The 15,206-nt window shown below is 66.6% G+C and carries 14 protein-coding genes and 1 tRNA gene; all 15 read left to right on the top strand.

Annotated features, from left to right (window positions below; all coding sequences use genetic code 11):
• The coding region (locus tag GXY35_01465) for an elongation factor Tu (GenBank protein ID NLW93267.1) at window positions 1–113 on the top strand (113 nt) is incomplete at its 5' end.
• A gap of 36 nt (window positions 114–149) precedes the next feature.
• Window positions 150–299 carry a 50S ribosomal protein L33 gene (gene rpmG, locus GXY35_01460; protein ID NLW93266.1) on the top strand — a complete coding sequence of 50 codons (150 nt, stop codon included), beginning with the start codon at window positions 150–152 and terminating at the stop codon, window positions 297–299.
• A 56-nt stretch (window positions 300–355) separates the two neighbouring features.
• Window positions 356–432, top strand: a tRNA-Trp gene (locus GXY35_01455).
• Between the two features lie 79 nt (window positions 433–511).
• Window positions 512–736 (top strand): preprotein translocase subunit SecE, encoded by a 225-nt coding sequence (secE, locus tag GXY35_01450; GenBank protein ID NLW93265.1) that lies wholly within the window; start codon window positions 512–514, stop codon window positions 734–736.
• Window positions 737–775: 39 nt separating this feature from the next.
• A complete protein-coding gene (nusG, locus tag GXY35_01445; GenBank protein ID NLW93264.1) occupies window positions 776–1,348 on the top strand; it encodes a transcription termination/antitermination factor NusG in 573 nt (190 codons plus the stop codon).
• A gap of 59 nt (window positions 1,349–1,407) precedes the next feature.
• Window positions 1,408–1,836 (top strand): 50S ribosomal protein L11, encoded by a 429-nt coding sequence (gene rplK / locus GXY35_01440; GenBank protein NLW93263.1) that lies wholly within the window; start codon window positions 1,408–1,410, stop codon window positions 1,834–1,836.
• A 22-nt stretch (window positions 1,837–1,858) separates the two neighbouring features.
• Entirely contained in the window at window positions 1,859–2,557 is a 699-nt protein-coding gene (locus GXY35_01435) for a 50S ribosomal protein L1 (protein ID NLW93262.1), read from the top strand.
• A 74-nt stretch (window positions 2,558–2,631) separates the two neighbouring features.
• On the top strand, window positions 2,632–3,150 hold the full coding sequence (locus tag GXY35_01430; GenBank protein NLW93261.1) for a 50S ribosomal protein L10: 519 nt from the start codon (window positions 2,632–2,634) through the stop codon (window positions 3,148–3,150).
• Window positions 3,151–3,264: 114 nt separating this feature from the next.
• Window positions 3,265–3,687: a 50S ribosomal protein L7/L12 gene (gene rplL, locus GXY35_01425; protein ID NLW93260.1), complete on the top strand. Its 423-nt coding sequence runs from the start codon at window positions 3,265–3,267 to the stop codon at window positions 3,685–3,687.
• Between the two features lie 86 nt (window positions 3,688–3,773).
• Complete coding sequence (gene rpoB, locus GXY35_01420; protein NLW93259.1) at window positions 3,774–7,571, top strand: DNA-directed RNA polymerase subunit beta; 3,798 nt, start codon at window positions 3,774–3,776, stop codon at window positions 7,569–7,571.
• 124 nt (window positions 7,572–7,695) lie between these two features.
• Window positions 7,696–11,967 (top strand): DNA-directed RNA polymerase subunit beta', encoded by a 4,272-nt coding sequence (rpoC, locus tag GXY35_01415; protein ID NLW93258.1) that lies wholly within the window; start codon window positions 7,696–7,698, stop codon window positions 11,965–11,967.
• A gap of 36 nt (window positions 11,968–12,003) precedes the next feature.
• The gene (locus GXY35_01410) at window positions 12,004–12,375 is read left to right on the top strand and encodes a 30S ribosomal protein S12 (GenBank protein NLW93257.1); all 372 of its coding nucleotides are present in this window, start codon (window positions 12,004–12,006) and stop codon (window positions 12,373–12,375) included.
• A gap of 52 nt (window positions 12,376–12,427) precedes the next feature.
• Window positions 12,428–12,901: a 30S ribosomal protein S7 gene (gene rpsG / locus GXY35_01405; GenBank protein NLW93256.1), complete on the top strand. Its 474-nt coding sequence runs from the start codon at window positions 12,428–12,430 to the stop codon at window positions 12,899–12,901.
• A 78-nt stretch (window positions 12,902–12,979) separates the two neighbouring features.
• Window positions 12,980–15,058 (top strand): elongation factor G, encoded by a 2,079-nt coding sequence (gene fusA / locus GXY35_01400; GenBank protein NLW93255.1) that lies wholly within the window; start codon window positions 12,980–12,982, stop codon window positions 15,056–15,058.
• A gap of 58 nt (window positions 15,059–15,116) precedes the next feature.
• A partial coding sequence (locus GXY35_01395; protein NLW93254.1) for an elongation factor Tu occupies window positions 15,117–15,206 on the top strand: 90 nt, incomplete at its 3' end.

The raw sequence follows: 15,206 nt of genomic DNA, 5'->3' as shown, positions 1-15,206 counted from the left end.
CGGTGGAGTGCGAGCTGATCACGCCGATCGCGATGGAGAAGGGGCTGCGGTTCGCGGTGCGCGAGGGCGGCCGGACGGTGGGCGCGGGAAGGGTCAGCGAGATCATCAAATAAGGCGGATCTCGGGCGATAGGCCCGATAGGACACACCATGAGAGAGATCATCACGCTCGCCTGTCAGGAGTGCAAACAGAGGAACTACACCTCCACGAAGGACAAGAAGAAGCACCCTGCGCGCATCGAGCTGAAGAAATATTGCAGGTTCGACCGGAAGCATACGCTGCACAAGGAGACGAAGTAACGCCCCTTTCGCGGGCGGACGGACAAGGCGACACCCGTGCGCCCGGCACATCGTGAAGGCGGGTAGCTCAACTAGGTAGAGCACCGGTCTCCAAAACCGGCGGCTGCAGGTTCGATTCCTGTCCCGCCTGCCATTGCACGGCCCCGCGGAGCGTTCCGCGCGCGGCTGCTCGGGGTTCATCGATCGCATTCCTTGCCGAAAGGCGCGGGGGGATGGGCATGCTGCAGAAGGCGAAGGCGTTCCTCGTCGAGGTCGCGGCGGAGATGGGCAAGGTCTCGTGGCCGATCAAGAGGGGCAAGGACCTCAAGCCCGCCGAGCGGTATCGGGAGCTGATCGACTCCACGACGATGGTGATCGTGTCCACGGTCGCGCTGGCCGCGTACATCGGCCTCGTGGATACGGTCCTTTCCGGTCTGATGGGGCTGCTGATCGGGTGACCCCGGCGGGGGCGCCCGGCGGACGCGGGAGTGAGACAGGTGACTGACAACGGACAGGGTGTCGAGCCGAAAGACGAGGGCGCGCAGGACCGGAGGTGGTACGTCGTGCACACCCTCGCGGGCCAGGAGTACAAGGTCAAGGAGATGCTCGAAAGCCGGGTGAAGAGCCACGAGATGGAGGGGCTCATCAGCCGGGTGCTGATCCCCTCGGAAAAGGTCGCCGAGGTCAAGGCCGGCAAGAAGACCATCAGCGCGCGGAAGTTCTTCCCCGGCTACCTGATGGTCGAGATGGTGCGGACCGACGAGACCTACTACCTCGTCCGGCAGACGCCCGGCGTGATCGGCTTCATCGGCTCGGGGTCTCCGATCCCCCTCCAGGAGCACGAGGTGCAGGATGTGCTGTCGCAGATCGAGCTCAAGCGCGAGAAGGTGAAGCCCAAGACGCTGTTCGAGCTCGGGGAGACGGTGAAGGTGACCGACGGGCCGTTCATCAACTTCAACGGCACCGTCGACGAGGTGAACCCGGACCGCGGGAAGCTGAAGGTGCTCGTGACGATCTTCGGCAGGTCCACGCCGGTGGAGCTGGAGTACTGGCAGGTGGAGAAGGAATAGCCGTACGCCATACGCGCTAATCCGTACGCGTAGAGCGTGCGGCTGAAGAAGAGGAAGACATGGCCAAGGAAGTGGGAGCGCTCATCAAGCTGCAGATTCCGGCCGGACAGGCGAACCCCGCGCCGCCGGTGGGGCCCGCCCTCGGGCAGCACGGCGTGAACATCATGGAGTTCTGCAAGCAGTTCAACGCCGCCACCAAGGACAAGGGCGGCCTGGTGATCCCGGTGCTCATCACGGTTTACAAGGACCGCTCGTTCACCTTCGTCTTGAAGTCGCCTCCCGCGGCGGTGCTCTTGAAGAAGGCCGCCAATATCGCGGTGGGCTCGGGGACGGCGGGCAAGGACAAGGTCGGCACGGTGACGAAGAGCCAGGTGCGGGAGATCGCCCGACAGAAGGCGGCGGATCTCACCTCGGCGAGCGAGGAGGCGGCGGCGAGGATCATCGAGGGGACCGCGCGCAGCATGGGTTTGGAGGTCGTCGAGGGCTGATCCCCTGACGCGAGGAGCCACGGTGAAGAAGAAGAGCAAGCGCTACAGGCAGGGAGCGGAGAAGATCGCGGCGGGCACACGGTATCCGCTCGCCGACGCGGTGAAACTGCTCGGGGAGCTGCCCGCGGCGAAGTTCGACGAGACGGTCGAGATGGCCCTCTGCCTCGGGATCGACCCGAAGCAGACAGACCAGCTCGTCCGCGGGACGGTCGCGCTCCCGCACGGGACCGGCAAGAAGGTGCGCATCGTCGTCTTCGCCAAGGGGGCGCAGGCCGACGAGGCGAAGGAGGCCGGCGCCGATGTCGTCGGCTTCGAGGAGCTGATCAAGAAGGTGAGCGGGGGGTGGGCGGAGTTCGACATGGCCGTGACGAGCCCCGATCTGATGAAGGAGGTCGGGCGTCTCGGCAAGGTCCTCGGCCCGCGAGGCCTGATGCCCAGCCCCAAGACCGGCACGGTCACCCGGGAGATCGGCAAGGCGGTCAGGGAGCTGAAGGCCGGAAGGATAGAGTTCAGGACCGACAAGGGCGGAAACGTGCAGGTGCCGATCGGGAAGCGGTCGTTCGCCGTTCGCGCCCTGGAGGAGAATGCCCGGACCGTCATCGAGGGGCTCCTCAAGGCCAAACCCGCGTCGGTGAAGGGGGTCTTCCTGAAACGGTGCGTGCTCTCCAGCACGATGGGGCCGGGGATCCCCGTGGAGATGAAGGAGTTCGCGACCGTGTAGCGCCGGCGTGCGGCGCCGCGAAAAGGCCCGGGAAACGGGAAACGGGAAACGAGAAACGAGAAACGGTTTTATCCATGCGCGCGGAGAAGAAAAGCATCGTCGCATCTGTGCAGGCGCTCCTCGAGGGAGGGGCGATGCTCATCGTCACGGACCACACCGGCCTCTCTTCGAGCTCGATGACCGAGCTGCGCGGCCTCCTGCAGCGGGGGGGCGCGCGGTACATGGTGGTCAAGAACCGGCTCCTGAAGCGGGCCCTCGGCGAGGAGCGGGCGGCGCCGCTCGCGGGGGCGCTTGAGGGGCCGACCGCCCTCGCGGTCACCGCCGGCAACAGCGCCGCCTTCTCGAAGATCATCGTCGAGTTCGCGAAGAAGAACCAGGGCCCGAGGGTCAAGGCGGGGTTCCTCGACGGGGCGCTGCTCACCGAGGCGGAGGTGGGCGCGCTCGCCTCGCTGCCCGCGCGCCCGGTGCTCATGGCGATGTTCTTGGGGAGCGTCCGGGCCCCGATCACCGGCTTCGTGTGCGGGCTCTCGGGGATCCTCAGGCAGTTCGTGTCCGTACTGGACCAGGTCGCCCGGAAACGGGCGGCACACTAATCAACCCACAGCAGGCGGCGTGAGAAGCGGCCGTTGGCGGAGGAGGAGGAAGCGATGACCGAGCAGACAATCAAGGCGGAAAAGAACGAGGCGAAGGCGGAGGCGGCCCCCGCGATGTCGGGGGAACTCGCGGCCATCCTCAAACAGATCAACGGGCTGAAGCCCGAGGAGCGCAAGGCGCTCGGTTTGGAGATGGTGAAGGGGCTCACCGTTCTCGAGCTCTCCGAGTGGGTGAAGTCGATGGAGGCGGAGTTCGGGGTCAGCGCCGCCGCGCCCGTCGCGGTCGCCGCGGCCGCCGCGGCCCCCGCGGAGGCCAAGGAGGAGAAGACCGCCTTCACCGTGGTGCTGACCGGCGCCGGAGACAAGAAGATCCAGGTGATCAAGGAGGTGCGCGCGATCACGAGCCTGGGCCTGAAGGAGGCCAAGGACCTCGTCGAGGGCGCCCCGAAACCGGTGAAGGAGAACGTCACCAAGGAAGAGGCCGAGGAGATCAAGAAGAAGATCGTCGCGGCCGGCGGCACGGTGGAGATCAAGTAGCGCCTGTGTCGAACGCGGGGGGGGCGGCGCGCCGGGCACGGCAGGCGCCGCGGCGCGGGATGTTCAGCGCGTAGAAGAGGGGTTCCATGTCAGCGAAGAAGACGGTGCGCGATTACTCGAGGCTGAGGGAGTTGATCCCGATGCCCAACCTCGTCGAGATCCAGACGCAGTCCTATGAGGAGTTCCTGCAGCCCGACGTGCTCCCCACCCGGCGGAAACTCAAGGGGCTTCAGGAGGTCTTCAGGGAGGTCTTCCCGATCAAGAGCTACGACGAGACCTGTTCCCTCGAATACGTGGGCTACGATCTCGGCCGTCCGAAGTACGACCTGATCGAGTGCCGCAGGCGCGGCCTCACCTACTCGGCGCCCCTCCGGGTCACCCTCCGCCTCTGCGAGAGCGGCAACATCAAGGAGGAGACGGTCTACTTCGGCAGCATCCCGCTGATGACCGAGCAGGGGACGTTCATCATCAACGGCGCCGAACGCGTCATCGTCAGCCAGCTCCACCGCTCGCCGGGGGTCTGTTTCGAGAAGCCGTCGAGCCCGAAGGCGGTGCCGAGCTACTGGTTCAGGATCATCCCGTACCGCGGCTCGTGGCTCGAGGGCGAACTCGACGCCAACGACACGATCAGCCTCTACATCGACCGGCGGCGGCGCAGGCGCAAGATCCAGGCCACGACCTTTCTCCGCGCGGCGGGCTACGTTACCGACGAGGCGATCCTCGAGTCGATCTGCGGCAGGGAGGAGGTCTCCTTGGCGGAGGCCGACGAGAAAACGCTCGCGGAGCGCACGATCATCCAGCGGATCGTCGACCCCTCCACGCAGGCCGCCCTCGCCGTCCCCGGCGGGAAGCTCTCCAAGTCCGTGCAGGCGTCGCTGCTGAAGGCGGGGGTGAAGCGCGTCGCGGTGGCGGCGTCGGAGATGGGGATCGGCGGCATGCTCCAGATGCTGGAGAGGGACCGGCAGCGCCAGATCGACTCGCAGGACGAGGCGCTGAAGGAGATCTACAAGCGCCTCCGTCCCGGGGACCCGGCGAATATCTCGAGCGCCCGGACGATGCTCAAGCGGATCTTCTTCGACCCGCGCCACTACGACCTCGGCCGGGTCGGCCGGTTCAAGCTGAACAAGAAGCTCGGGATGGAGGTGAACGACCGCGTCGGGATCCTCCGCAAGGAGGACGTCGCCGCGGCGTGCCGCTATCTCCTCGGCCTGCGCCACGGCGAGGTCGGCCGGCTCGACGACATCGATCACCTCGGCAACCGCCGGGTCCGCTCGGTGGGCGAGCTCCTCCAGAACCAGTGCCGCATCGGCCTCGCCAGGATGGAGCGCCTCACCAAGGAGCGGATGAACGTCTACGACATGAGCGCCGAGACGGTCACCCCGCACCGGCTCATCAACCCCAAGGCGTTCACCAGCGTGATCCGCGACTTCTTCGGCCGCAGCCAGCTTTCCCAGTTCATGGACCAGACGAACCCGCTCGCCGAGATCACGCACAAGCGGCGGCTCTCGGCGCTGGGCCCGGGCGGTCTGAGCCGCGACCGCGCCGGCTTCGAGGTCCGCGACGTCCACACGAGCCACTACGGGCGCATCTGCCCGATCGAGACGCCGGAGGGGCCCAACATCGGCCTCATCTCCTCGCTCAGCACCTTCGCCCGCGTGAACAGCTACGGCTTCCTCGAGTCTCCGTACTGGGAGGTGCGCGACGGGAAGGTCTGTGTCGACATGGCCAGGGGGCCCGTCTGGCTCACCGCCGACGAGGAGGAGACGCACGTCATCGCCCAGGCGAACGCGAAGGTGGACGAGCGTAACCGCCTGATCGAGGAGCTGGTCTCGGCCAGGGAGCGCGGCGAGTTCGTCCATGTCGCCCCCGGGAAGGTCGAGTTCATCGACGTCTCGCCCAAGCAGCTCGTGAGCGTGGCGGCGGGGCTGATCCCGTTCCTCGAGCACAACGACGCCAACCGGGCCCTGATGGGTTCGAACATGCAGCGCCAGGCGGTCCCGCTCCTCACCACCGAGGCCCCGATCGTCGTGACCGGCCTCGAGACGCAGGTCGCGCGCGACACCGGCGTGATGACGCTCGCGCAGGGGCCCGGCGAGGTCGTCTACGCGGACGGCGCCAAGATCGTCGTCCGCGACGACCGCGAGCGGGACGCGTGCCGGACCTACCGGCTGATCAAGAACTTCCGCTCGAACGCGGGGACCTGCATCAACCAGCGCCCGGTCGTGCGGATGGGCGACAGGATCCGGAAAGGCGACGTGCTCGCCGACGGGCCCGCGACGAAGGACGGCGAACTCGCGCTCGGGCGCAACATCCTGGTCGCCTTCATGCCGTGGGGGGGCTACAACTTCGAGGACGCCATCCTCATCAGCGAGCGGCTCGTCATGGAGGATGCGTACACCTCGATCCATATCGAGGAGTTCGAGATCGGCGCGCGCGACACCAAGCTCGGGCGCGAAGAGATCACCCGCGACATCCCGAACGTGGGGGAGGAGGCGCTGAAGGACCTCGGGGAGGACGGGATCGTCCGCCTCGGGGCCGAGGTGAAGGCCGGCGACATCCTGGTCGGCAAGATCACCCCCAAGAGCGAGACCGAGCTCTCCCCGGAGGAGCGCCTGCTCAGGGCCATCTTCGGCGAGAAGGCCGCGGACGTGCGCGACGCGTCGCTGACCGTTCCGTCCGGGACCGAGGGGATCGTGATGGACGTGAAGGTCTTCTCCCGCAAGGACGCCGCCCAGACCGACGAGGAGCGGCACGAGGAGCGGCGCCGGATCAAGGAGATCACCGACGCGTCCCGCAAACGCATCGCCAAGATCAAGGAGGAGCGGGACGCCAAGCTCGCGGAGCTCGTGAAGGGCAAGCAGACCCGCGGGCAGGTCATCAACATCCAGACCGGGGAGGTCATCATTCCCGCCGGCGTCGAGATCAAGAAGCCCCACCTGCAGCGGCTGCAGGAGGTGGACTTCTCCGATATCGAGATCGAGGACGACGAGGAGGAGCGGGACGGCAAGGGGGGCGGGGACGACGCCTTCGTCTCCGGGATCGAGCTCAAACGGATCCTGCTCGAGTTCATGCACGCCCTCGAGGAGGCCGAGATGGCCGAGAGCCGCGAGATCGACAAGTTCAAGCGCGGCGACGAACTCGACCCGGGCCTCATCAAGCAGGTGAAGGTCTACGTCGCGTCCAAGCGCAAGCTCCAGGTCGGGGACAAGATGGCCGGGCGCCACGGCAACAAGGGCGTCATCGCCAAGATCCTCCCCGAGGAGGATATGCCGTTCCTCCCCGACGGCACGCCGGTCGACATGGTGCTCAATCCCCTCGGGGTGCCCTCCCGGATGAACGTGGGGCAGCTCCTGGAAACCCACCTCGGGTGGGCGGCGAAGATGCTGGGGATCAAGGTCACCACCCCGGTCTTCAACGGGATCACCGAACTGCAGATCAAGGAGCTGATGAAGCAGGCGGGGCTCCCGGCGAGCGGCAAGGTGGTGCTCTCCGACGGCAGGACCGGCGACCGGTTCGAGCAGGAGGTGACCGTCGGGTACCTGTACATGATGAAGCTCTCCCACCTTGTCTCCGACAAGATCCACGCGCGCGCAACCGGCCCCTACTCGCTCGTGACGCAGCAGCCGCTCGGCGGCAAGGCGCAGTTCGGAGGGCAGCGTTTCGGCGAGATGGAGGTCTGGGCGCTTGAGGCGTACGGCGCCGCCTACGCCCTCCAGGAGCTCCTCACCGTCAAGAGCGACGACGTGGTCGGCCGGACGAAGATCTACGAGTCGATCGTGAAGGGGCAGAACTCGCTCGAGGCGGGCACGCCCGAGTCGTTCAACGTGCTCATCAAGGAGATGCAGAGCCTGTGCCTCGACGTGAGGACGGAGAAGAAGGCGTGACGGAAGCCGTGGAGCGGGGGGCTGAAAACCGGGACTCCAGATCCGGGATCCGGGGATCTGGGTTCGGGCCTGGGATTGCGGCGCCGGGATTGGATTTGGGATTCTAAGGTGGGGGGATGCCAATTTGACCGACCAGAGAACGGCAAAGGCGTTTTTGGGGCTTGAGAGCAGCGAGCACACCTTCGACCGGGTGACGATCCGCATCGCCTCCCCGGAGGTGATCCGCTCCTGGTCCAAGGGGGAGGTCAAGAACCCCGAGACGATCAACTACCGGACCTTCAAGCCGGAGAAGGGCGGCCTCTTCTGCGAGCGCATCTTCGGCCCCACCCGCGACTGGGAGTGCTCCTGCGGCAAGTACAAGCGCATCAAGCACAAGGGGATCGTCTGCGACCGCTGCGGGGTCGAGGTCACGCAGTCCAAGGTGCGCCGGGAGCGGATGGGGCACATCGACCTGGCCGTCCCCGTCTCGCATATCTGGTTCTTCAAGACGCAGCCGAGCCGCATCGGCAACATCCTCGACCTCTCCTCCTCGGAGCTGGAGCGCGTCCTCTACTACGAGGACTACATCGTCACCAGTCCCGGCGACACCGACCTTCCGAAGAAGAAGCTTCTCAGCGAAGAGGAGTACCAGAAGGCGCTGAAGGAGTTCGGCCGCCGATTCAAGGCGGGGATGGGCGCCGAGGCGATCCGCGAACTCCTCAGGAGCGAGGACCTCGACGCCCTCTCCCTCGACCTGCGCCTGCGGATGGAGAAGACGAGCTCGAAGCAGACGAAGAAGAAGCTGAGCAAGCGCCTCCAGATCGTCGAGGGGTTCCGCAAATCCGGGTCCAAGCCCGAATGGATGGTCATCAACGTCGTCCCGGTGATCCCGCCTGACCTGCGCCCCCTCGTCCCGCTCGAGGGGGGGCGTTTCGCCACCTCGGACCTGAACGACCTGTACCGGCGCGTCATCAACCGCAACAACCGCCTCAAGGCGATCCTGGAGCTGAAGACCCCCGAGGTCATCATCCGCAACGAGAAGCGGATGCTCCAGGAGGCGGTGGACGCCCTCTTCGACAACGGCCGGCACGGCCGCCCGATCGTCGGCGCGGGGAATCGCCCGCTGAAGTCGCTCTCGGACATGCTCAAGGGCAAGCAGGGGCGCTTCCGGCAGAACCTCCTGGGCAAGCGCGTCGACTACTCGGGGCGTTCGGTGATCGTGGTGGGGCCGGAGCTGAAGCTGAACCAGTGCGGCCTCCCGAAGAAGATGGCGCTGGAGCTGTTCGAGCCGTTCATCATCCGCGAGCTCAAGAACCGCAGCCTTGTGCACACCATCCGCAGCGCCAAGAAGATGATCGAGAAGGAGATGCCGGAGGTCTGGGATATCCTGGAGCAGGTGACGAAGGGCCACCCGGTGCTGCTCAACCGCGCCCCCACGCTCCACCGGCTCGGCATCCAGGCGTTCGAGCCGGTCTTGATCGAGGGGAAGGCGATCCGGATCCACCCGCTGGTCTGTTCGGCGTTCAACGCCGACTTCGACGGCGACCAGATGGCGGTCCACATCCCGCTCTCCCACGAGGCGCAGCTCGAGGCCAAGCTCCTGATGCTCGCCCCGCACAACATCTTCTCCCCCTCGAGCGGGAAGCCGATCGACACCCCGACGCAGGATATCGCGCTGGGCTGCTACTACGTCACGAAGGAGATCGCGGGCGCCGCGGCCCCGCGGTTCACCTTCTCCGACACCGACGAGCTGCTGCTCGCCTACGACTCCGGCGCGATCACGATCCACGAGAAGGTCAGGGTCAGGATCGACGGCGAGATGATCGAGACGACGACGGGGAGGGTGATGTTCAACGAGATACTCCCCCGCGACGAGGAGTTCCGGTCGTTGATCCGCACGAAGAGCGACGAGGGCAGCTGGTTCATCAACCGGGAGCTGAACAAGAAGGCGCTCGCCGAGGTGGTGATGGACTGCTACCGCGCCGTCGGCAAGGAGCGGACGGTGGAGATCCTCGACCGGATGAAGGATCTCGGTTTCCGCGAGGCGACGCGGGCGGGGATCTCGATCTCGAGCGACGACATGCTCATCCCCGCGGAGAAGGAGAAGCTCCTCGCCGCGGCGAACCGGAGGATCCAGGAGGTCGAGAAGCAGTACCGGAGCGGGAGCATCACGCCGGGCGAGCGCTACAACATGATCCTCGACATCTGGACCCACACGACCGACGAGCTCTCCGAGGTGCTGTTCAGCCAGCTGAAGGCGCCCGGCCTCGATGCCCGCGGGGTCGCGGCGAGCCCCAACCCGATCTTCATGATGGTCGACTCCGGCGCGCGCGGGTCGAGGCAGCAGATCAGGCAGCTCGCCGGGATGCGCGGTCTGATGGCGAAGCCGTCGGGGGTCATCATCGAGCAGCCGATCCGCTCCAACTTCCGCGAGGGACTGAGCGTCCTCGAATACTTCATCTCCACGCACGGCGCCCGCAAGGGGCTCGCCGACACGGCCCTCAAGACCGCCGACTCCGGCTACCTCACCCGGCGCCTCGTGGACGTGGCGCAGGACGTGATCGTCATCGAGGACGACTGCGGCACCCTGAACGGCATCTCCATCAGCGCGATCCACGAGGGCGAGGACGTCGTGGTCTCCCTCCGGGAGCGGATCGTGGGGCGCACCAGCCTCGAGGATATCGTCGAGCCGGTCTCGAAGGAGGTGGTGGTCAAGGCCAACGAGCCGATCACGGAGGCGCTCGCGGAGCGCATCGAGACGATGGGGATCGAGACGCTGAAGATACGCTCCGTCCTCACCTGTGAGACCACCCGCGGCATCTGCGCCAAATGCTACGGCCACGACCTCTCCAACGGCAGGCAGGTGGCGCTCGGCACGGCGGTCGGGATCATCGCCGCGCAGTCGATCGGCGAGCCCGGGACGCAGCTCACGATGCGCACCTTCCACATCGGCGGCACCGCCGTCCACCGGATGAAGCAGGAGATCCGGCCGAAGGGCGACGGGATCATCAAATTCCGCAATGTGAAGATCCTCTGCGACAAGGACGGGACGCGCATCGTGGTCTCCAAGAACGGTACCCTCGCGATCCACGCCGTCATCAAGGATGCGCGGGGCCAGGTGCAGGCCGGGCCCGAGGTGGAGAACAACGACCTCCCGTACGGCGCGATTTTGAGCAAGAACGAGGGGGAGCTCGCCAAGAAGGGCGAGCTCGTCGCCAAGTGGGACCCGTACAGCACCCCGATCCTGACCGAGAAGGACGGCCTCGTCGAGTTCATCGACATCGTCGAGGACGTGACGATGAAGACGGAGACGGACCGGGGCACCGGCCTCACCGAATTCGTCATCATCGACCACAAGGAGGACAAGCATCCGCAGATCGTGATCACGAGCCGCGACGGCAAGGAGGCGCTCGGCTACTACCCGCTCCCCACCGGCGCGCACATCATGGTCGAGGAGAAGGAGTTCGTCACCGTCGGCAGCCTGCTGGCGAGGAGCCCCCGCAAGCGGAGCAAGACCAAGGACATCACCGGGGGCCTCCCCCGTGTCGCCGAGCTGTTCGAGGCGCGCAGGCCGAAGGAGGCCGCCGAGATCGCCAAGATCGACGGCGTCGTGGAGTTCCGGAGCACCACCAAGGGGCGCCGCACGCTCGTCGTCAGGAACGAGGTCACCGAGGTCGAGGAGGAGCACCTGATCCCGTACGCCAAGCACCTCGTCGTCTACCGCGGGGACCGGGTCAGGAAAGGGGACCGTTTGACCGAGGGGCCGATCGCGCCGCAGGAGCTGCTGCAGGTCTGCGGCCCGAAGGAGCTTCAGAAGTACCTGGTGGACGAGGTGCAGGAGGTCTACCGGCTCCAGGGGGTCGAGATCAACGACAAGCATATCGAGGTCATCATCCGGCAGATGCTCAAGAAGGTCCGAATCTCCGACCCCGGCGACAGCGAGTTCCTCTTCGGGGAGCATGTCGAGAAGTACCTGTTCGACCGGGCGAACGAGCAGCTTTTGAAGGCCGGGAAGAAGGCCGCGGACGCCCAGCCGATCCTCCTGGGCATCACCAAGGCCTCCCTCGGCACCGAGAGCTTCATCTCCGCGGCCTCGTTCCAGGAGACCACGCGGGTCCTCACCGACGCCGCCGCCAAGGGGCGCGCCGACGTGCTCAACGGGTTCAAGGAGAACGTCATCATGGGGCACCTGATCCCCGCGGGGAGCGGCTTCGCGAAGAACCGCGAGATCGACGTGATCCCGCTGGTGGAGATCAAGCCCGCCAAGGCGCTGGAGCTCCCGGAGGTCGAGGCCAAGCCCGCCAAACCCGCCCTCGACCTCGACGCCTTGATCGGGAAGCACCGGGAGGCGGAGAAGCAGAAAAAGAAAGCCTCCGGGAGCGACGAGGAGCCGGCGAAGAAAGAGACGAAGCCGTAGGCGCACGAACGGACCACAACGCGAGGAGCATCGAATATGCCGACGATCAACCAGCTGGTGAGGAAGGGGAGACGGAAACCGAGAAACCGGACGAAGTCGCCCGCCTTGATGCGCTGCCCCCAGCGCAGGGGGGTCTGCCTCCTGGTGAAGACGATGACGCCGAAGAAGCCGAACTCGGCGCTGCGGAAGGTCGCCCGGGTGCGCCTCACGAACGGGATCGAGGTAACCGCCTACATCCCAGGCGAGGGGCACAACCTCCAGGAGCACTCGATCGTGATGCTGCGCGGCGGACGGGTCAAGGATCTGCCCGGGGTGCGCTACCATATCATCCGCGGCACCCTGGACACGAGCGGCGTCGAGGGGCGCAAGCGCAGCCGATCCAAGTACGGGGCGAAGACGCCCAAGTAAGCCGCACGCGGCACGCCATAAGAAGAAGGGACACGGAAGAACAGAGGGAACAATGTCGAGACGGCGCAGGGTCATCAAGAAGAGGATGCTGACGGATGTGAAGTTCGGGAGCCCGCTGGTCGCCAGGTTCATCACCAGCCTGATGCGGGACGGGAAGAAGAGCATCGCGGAGGGGATCTTCTACTCGACCCTCGACCTGATCGGCCAGCGCGTGCAGGAGCTCCCGCCGCTCAAGGTCGTGGAGAAGGCGGTCGACCGGGTGAAGCCGTTTCTCGAGGTGAAGTCCAGGAGGGTCGGCGGCGCGACGTACCAGGTCCCGGTGGAGGTGCGCTCGGACCGCCAGCTCGCCCTGGCGCTCCGCTGGATCATCGGTTTTTCCCGGGCCCGCAAGGGGAAGCCGATGCAGGAACGGCTCGCCGCGGAGATCCTCGACGCCTACAAGGGCGAAGGGGCCGCGGTCAAGAAGCGCGAGGACACGCACAAGATGGCGGAGGCGAACAAGGCGTTCGCGCACTACCGCTGGTAGCGGGAAGGGACACATATGCCCCCGTGTGCCGTGGTGCACGTTTTCGGCGGCGCGGCAGCCGCGGGGGATCGGAACTGTATGGGATCTGAGACGCCCCTTGAAAGGGTCAGGAACATAGGGATCATGGCGCACATCGACGCCGGCAAGACCACCGTGACGGAGAGGATCCTCTTCTTCTCGGGGAAGACCTACCGGATCGGCGAGGTGGACGAGGGGACCGCGACCATGGACTGGATGGTCCAGGAGCAGGAGCGCGGCATCACCATCACCTCGGCGGCGACCACCTGTTCCTGGAACGGCCACCGCGTGAACGTCATCGACACGCCCGGGCACGTCGACTTCACCGTCGAGGTCGAGCGGAGCCTGCGGGTGCTCGACGGCGCGATCGCGGTCTTCTGCGGCGTGGAGGGGGTCGAGCCCCAGTCCGAGACGGTCTGGCGGCAGGCAAACCGCTACGGCGTTCCGCGCCTGGCCTTCGTGAACAAGCTGGACCGGGTCGGATCCAACTTCGATTGGGCGGTGGCGCGGATGCGCGAGCGCCTCGCGGCCAACGCGGTGCCGGTGCAGATGCCGGTGGGGCACGAGGCGGAGTTCAGGGGGGTCGTGGACCTCGTGCGGATGCGGGCGTACATCTTCCCCGACGGGGAGGATCTGTCGTTCCGCGAGGAGGCGATCCCGGAGCCGCTCCTCGAGCGGGCGCAGAAGGCCCGCGACCGGATGCTCGAAACGATCGCGAGCGAGGACGAGCGGTTCTTCGAGATCTATCTCGCCGGCAAGGGATTCCCGGAGGACGAGGTGCGGGCGGCGCTCCGGCGCACGGTGCTCCGCAACCGGATCGTCCCGGTCCTCTGCGGCACGGCGCTGAAGAGCAAGGGGGTGCAGCAGCTCCTGGACGCCGTGGTGGATTACCTGCCGTCGCCGCTCGACGCCCGCCCGGTGGAGGGGGTGAACCCCAAGAACAACGAGCCGGCGGTGCGGCACGCCGACCCCGCGGGGCCGCTCTGCGCGCTCGCCTTCAAGGTGGTCTCGGACGGCTTCGTCGGCAAGCTCGTCTACCTCCGGATCTACTCCGGCGTGCTGCGGAGGGGGGCGCAGGCCTGGAACGCCGCCGTGATGAAGCGAGAACGGGTCGGGCGTCTCCTCCTGATGCACGCCAACCGCCGCGAGGAGGTCGACGAGGCCTCCGCGGGGGAGATCATCGCGGCGGTGGGGCTCGGGCGGACCGTCACCGGGCAGACGCTCTGCGACGAGCGCCACCCGATCGTGCTCGAGTCGATGCACTTCCCGGAGCCGGTGATCTCGATGGCGATCGAGCCGCGCACCAAGGCGGACCGGGAGAAGCTCGGGGAGTCGCTCCGGCGCCTCGCCGAGGAGGACCCGACGTTCAGGACGAAGACGAACGAGGAGACCGGGCAGCTCATCATCTCCGGGATGGGGGAGCTGCACCTGGACATCATCAAGGATCGGATGCTCCGCGAATTCAAGGTGGAGGCGAAGGTCGGGAAGCCGGAGGTCGCCTACCGGGAGACGATCACGAAGGCGTGCGCCGGCGAGGGCAGGTTCGTCCGGCAGACCGGGGGACACGGCCAGTACGGGCATATCATCCTCGAGGCGGGCCCGGGCGGGAAGGGGACCGGGGTCGTCGTCGAGAGCGAGATCAAGGGCGGCGCCGTGCCGCGGGAGTACGTCCGTGCGGCGACCGAGGGGATCATGGAGTCGTGCACCTCGGGGCCCCTCGGCGGCTACTCGATGGTGGACCTGAAGGTCGTCATCAAGGACGGTTCCTACCACGAGGTGGATTCGTCCGACATGGCGTTCAAGATCGCGGGGGCGATGGCGCTGAAGGACGCGCTGCGCCGCGGGGCCCCGGTGCTGCTCGAGCCGATCATGGATGTCGAGGTGACGACCCCCGCCGAGTTCCTCGGCGACGTGATCGGGGACCTGAACGCCCGCCGCGGCAAGATCCACGAGATGGAGTCGCGTCCCGAGGCGCACATCGTGCGTGCCTTTGTGCCGCTGGCGGAGATGTTCGGCTACGCCACGGCGATCCGCTCCGTGACGCGCGGGCGCGCCTCGTACTCGATGGAGCCCTCCTGCTTCGAGAAGGTCCCCAAGCAGAAGGAGGAGCAGCTGCTCGACTGGACGAAGAAGGCGTGAAGGGAGACGGGCCGGTCCGTAGAGACGGGCGGGTCGGGCGCATGTAAGGAGACGGGAGATGGGCAAGGACAAGTTCGAGCGTACGAAGCCGCACGTGAACGTGGGGACGATCGGTCACGTGGACCACGGGAAGACGACGTTGACGGCG

The sequence above is a fragment of the Chlamydiota bacterium genome (assembly GCA_012729785.1).
GTDB lineage: Bacteria > Auribacterota > Tritonobacteria > UBA1439 > UBA1439 > UBA1439.
This window is presented reverse-complemented; position numbering and strand designations above follow the sequence as displayed.

Excerpts from the sequence above, each read along its gene's own strand:
- rpmG (NLW93266.1), top strand. The coding sequence starts at position 150 with ATGAGAGAGATCATCACGCTCGCCTGTCAGGAGTGCAAACAGAGGAAC.
- secE (NLW93265.1), top strand. The coding sequence starts at position 512 with ATGGGCATGCTGCAGAAGGCGAAGGCGTTCCTCGTCGAGGTCGCGGCG.
- rplK (NLW93263.1), top strand. The coding sequence starts at position 1,408 with ATGGCCAAGGAAGTGGGAGCGCTCATCAAGCTGCAGATTCCGGCCGGA.
- GXY35_01430 (NLW93261.1), top strand. The coding sequence starts at position 2,632 with ATGCGCGCGGAGAAGAAAAGCATCGTCGCATCTGTGCAGGCGCTCCTC.
- rplL (NLW93260.1), top strand. The coding sequence starts at position 3,265 with ATGTCGGGGGAACTCGCGGCCATCCTCAAACAGATCAACGGGCTGAAG.
- rpoB (NLW93259.1), top strand. The coding sequence starts at position 3,774 with ATGTCAGCGAAGAAGACGGTGCGCGATTACTCGAGGCTGAGGGAGTTG.
- GXY35_01410 (NLW93257.1), top strand. The coding sequence starts at position 12,004 with ATGCCGACGATCAACCAGCTGGTGAGGAAGGGGAGACGGAAACCGAGA.
- rpsG (NLW93256.1), top strand. The coding sequence starts at position 12,428 with ATGTCGAGACGGCGCAGGGTCATCAAGAAGAGGATGCTGACGGATGTG.
- fusA (NLW93255.1), top strand. The coding sequence starts at position 12,980 with ATGGGATCTGAGACGCCCCTTGAAAGGGTCAGGAACATAGGGATCATG.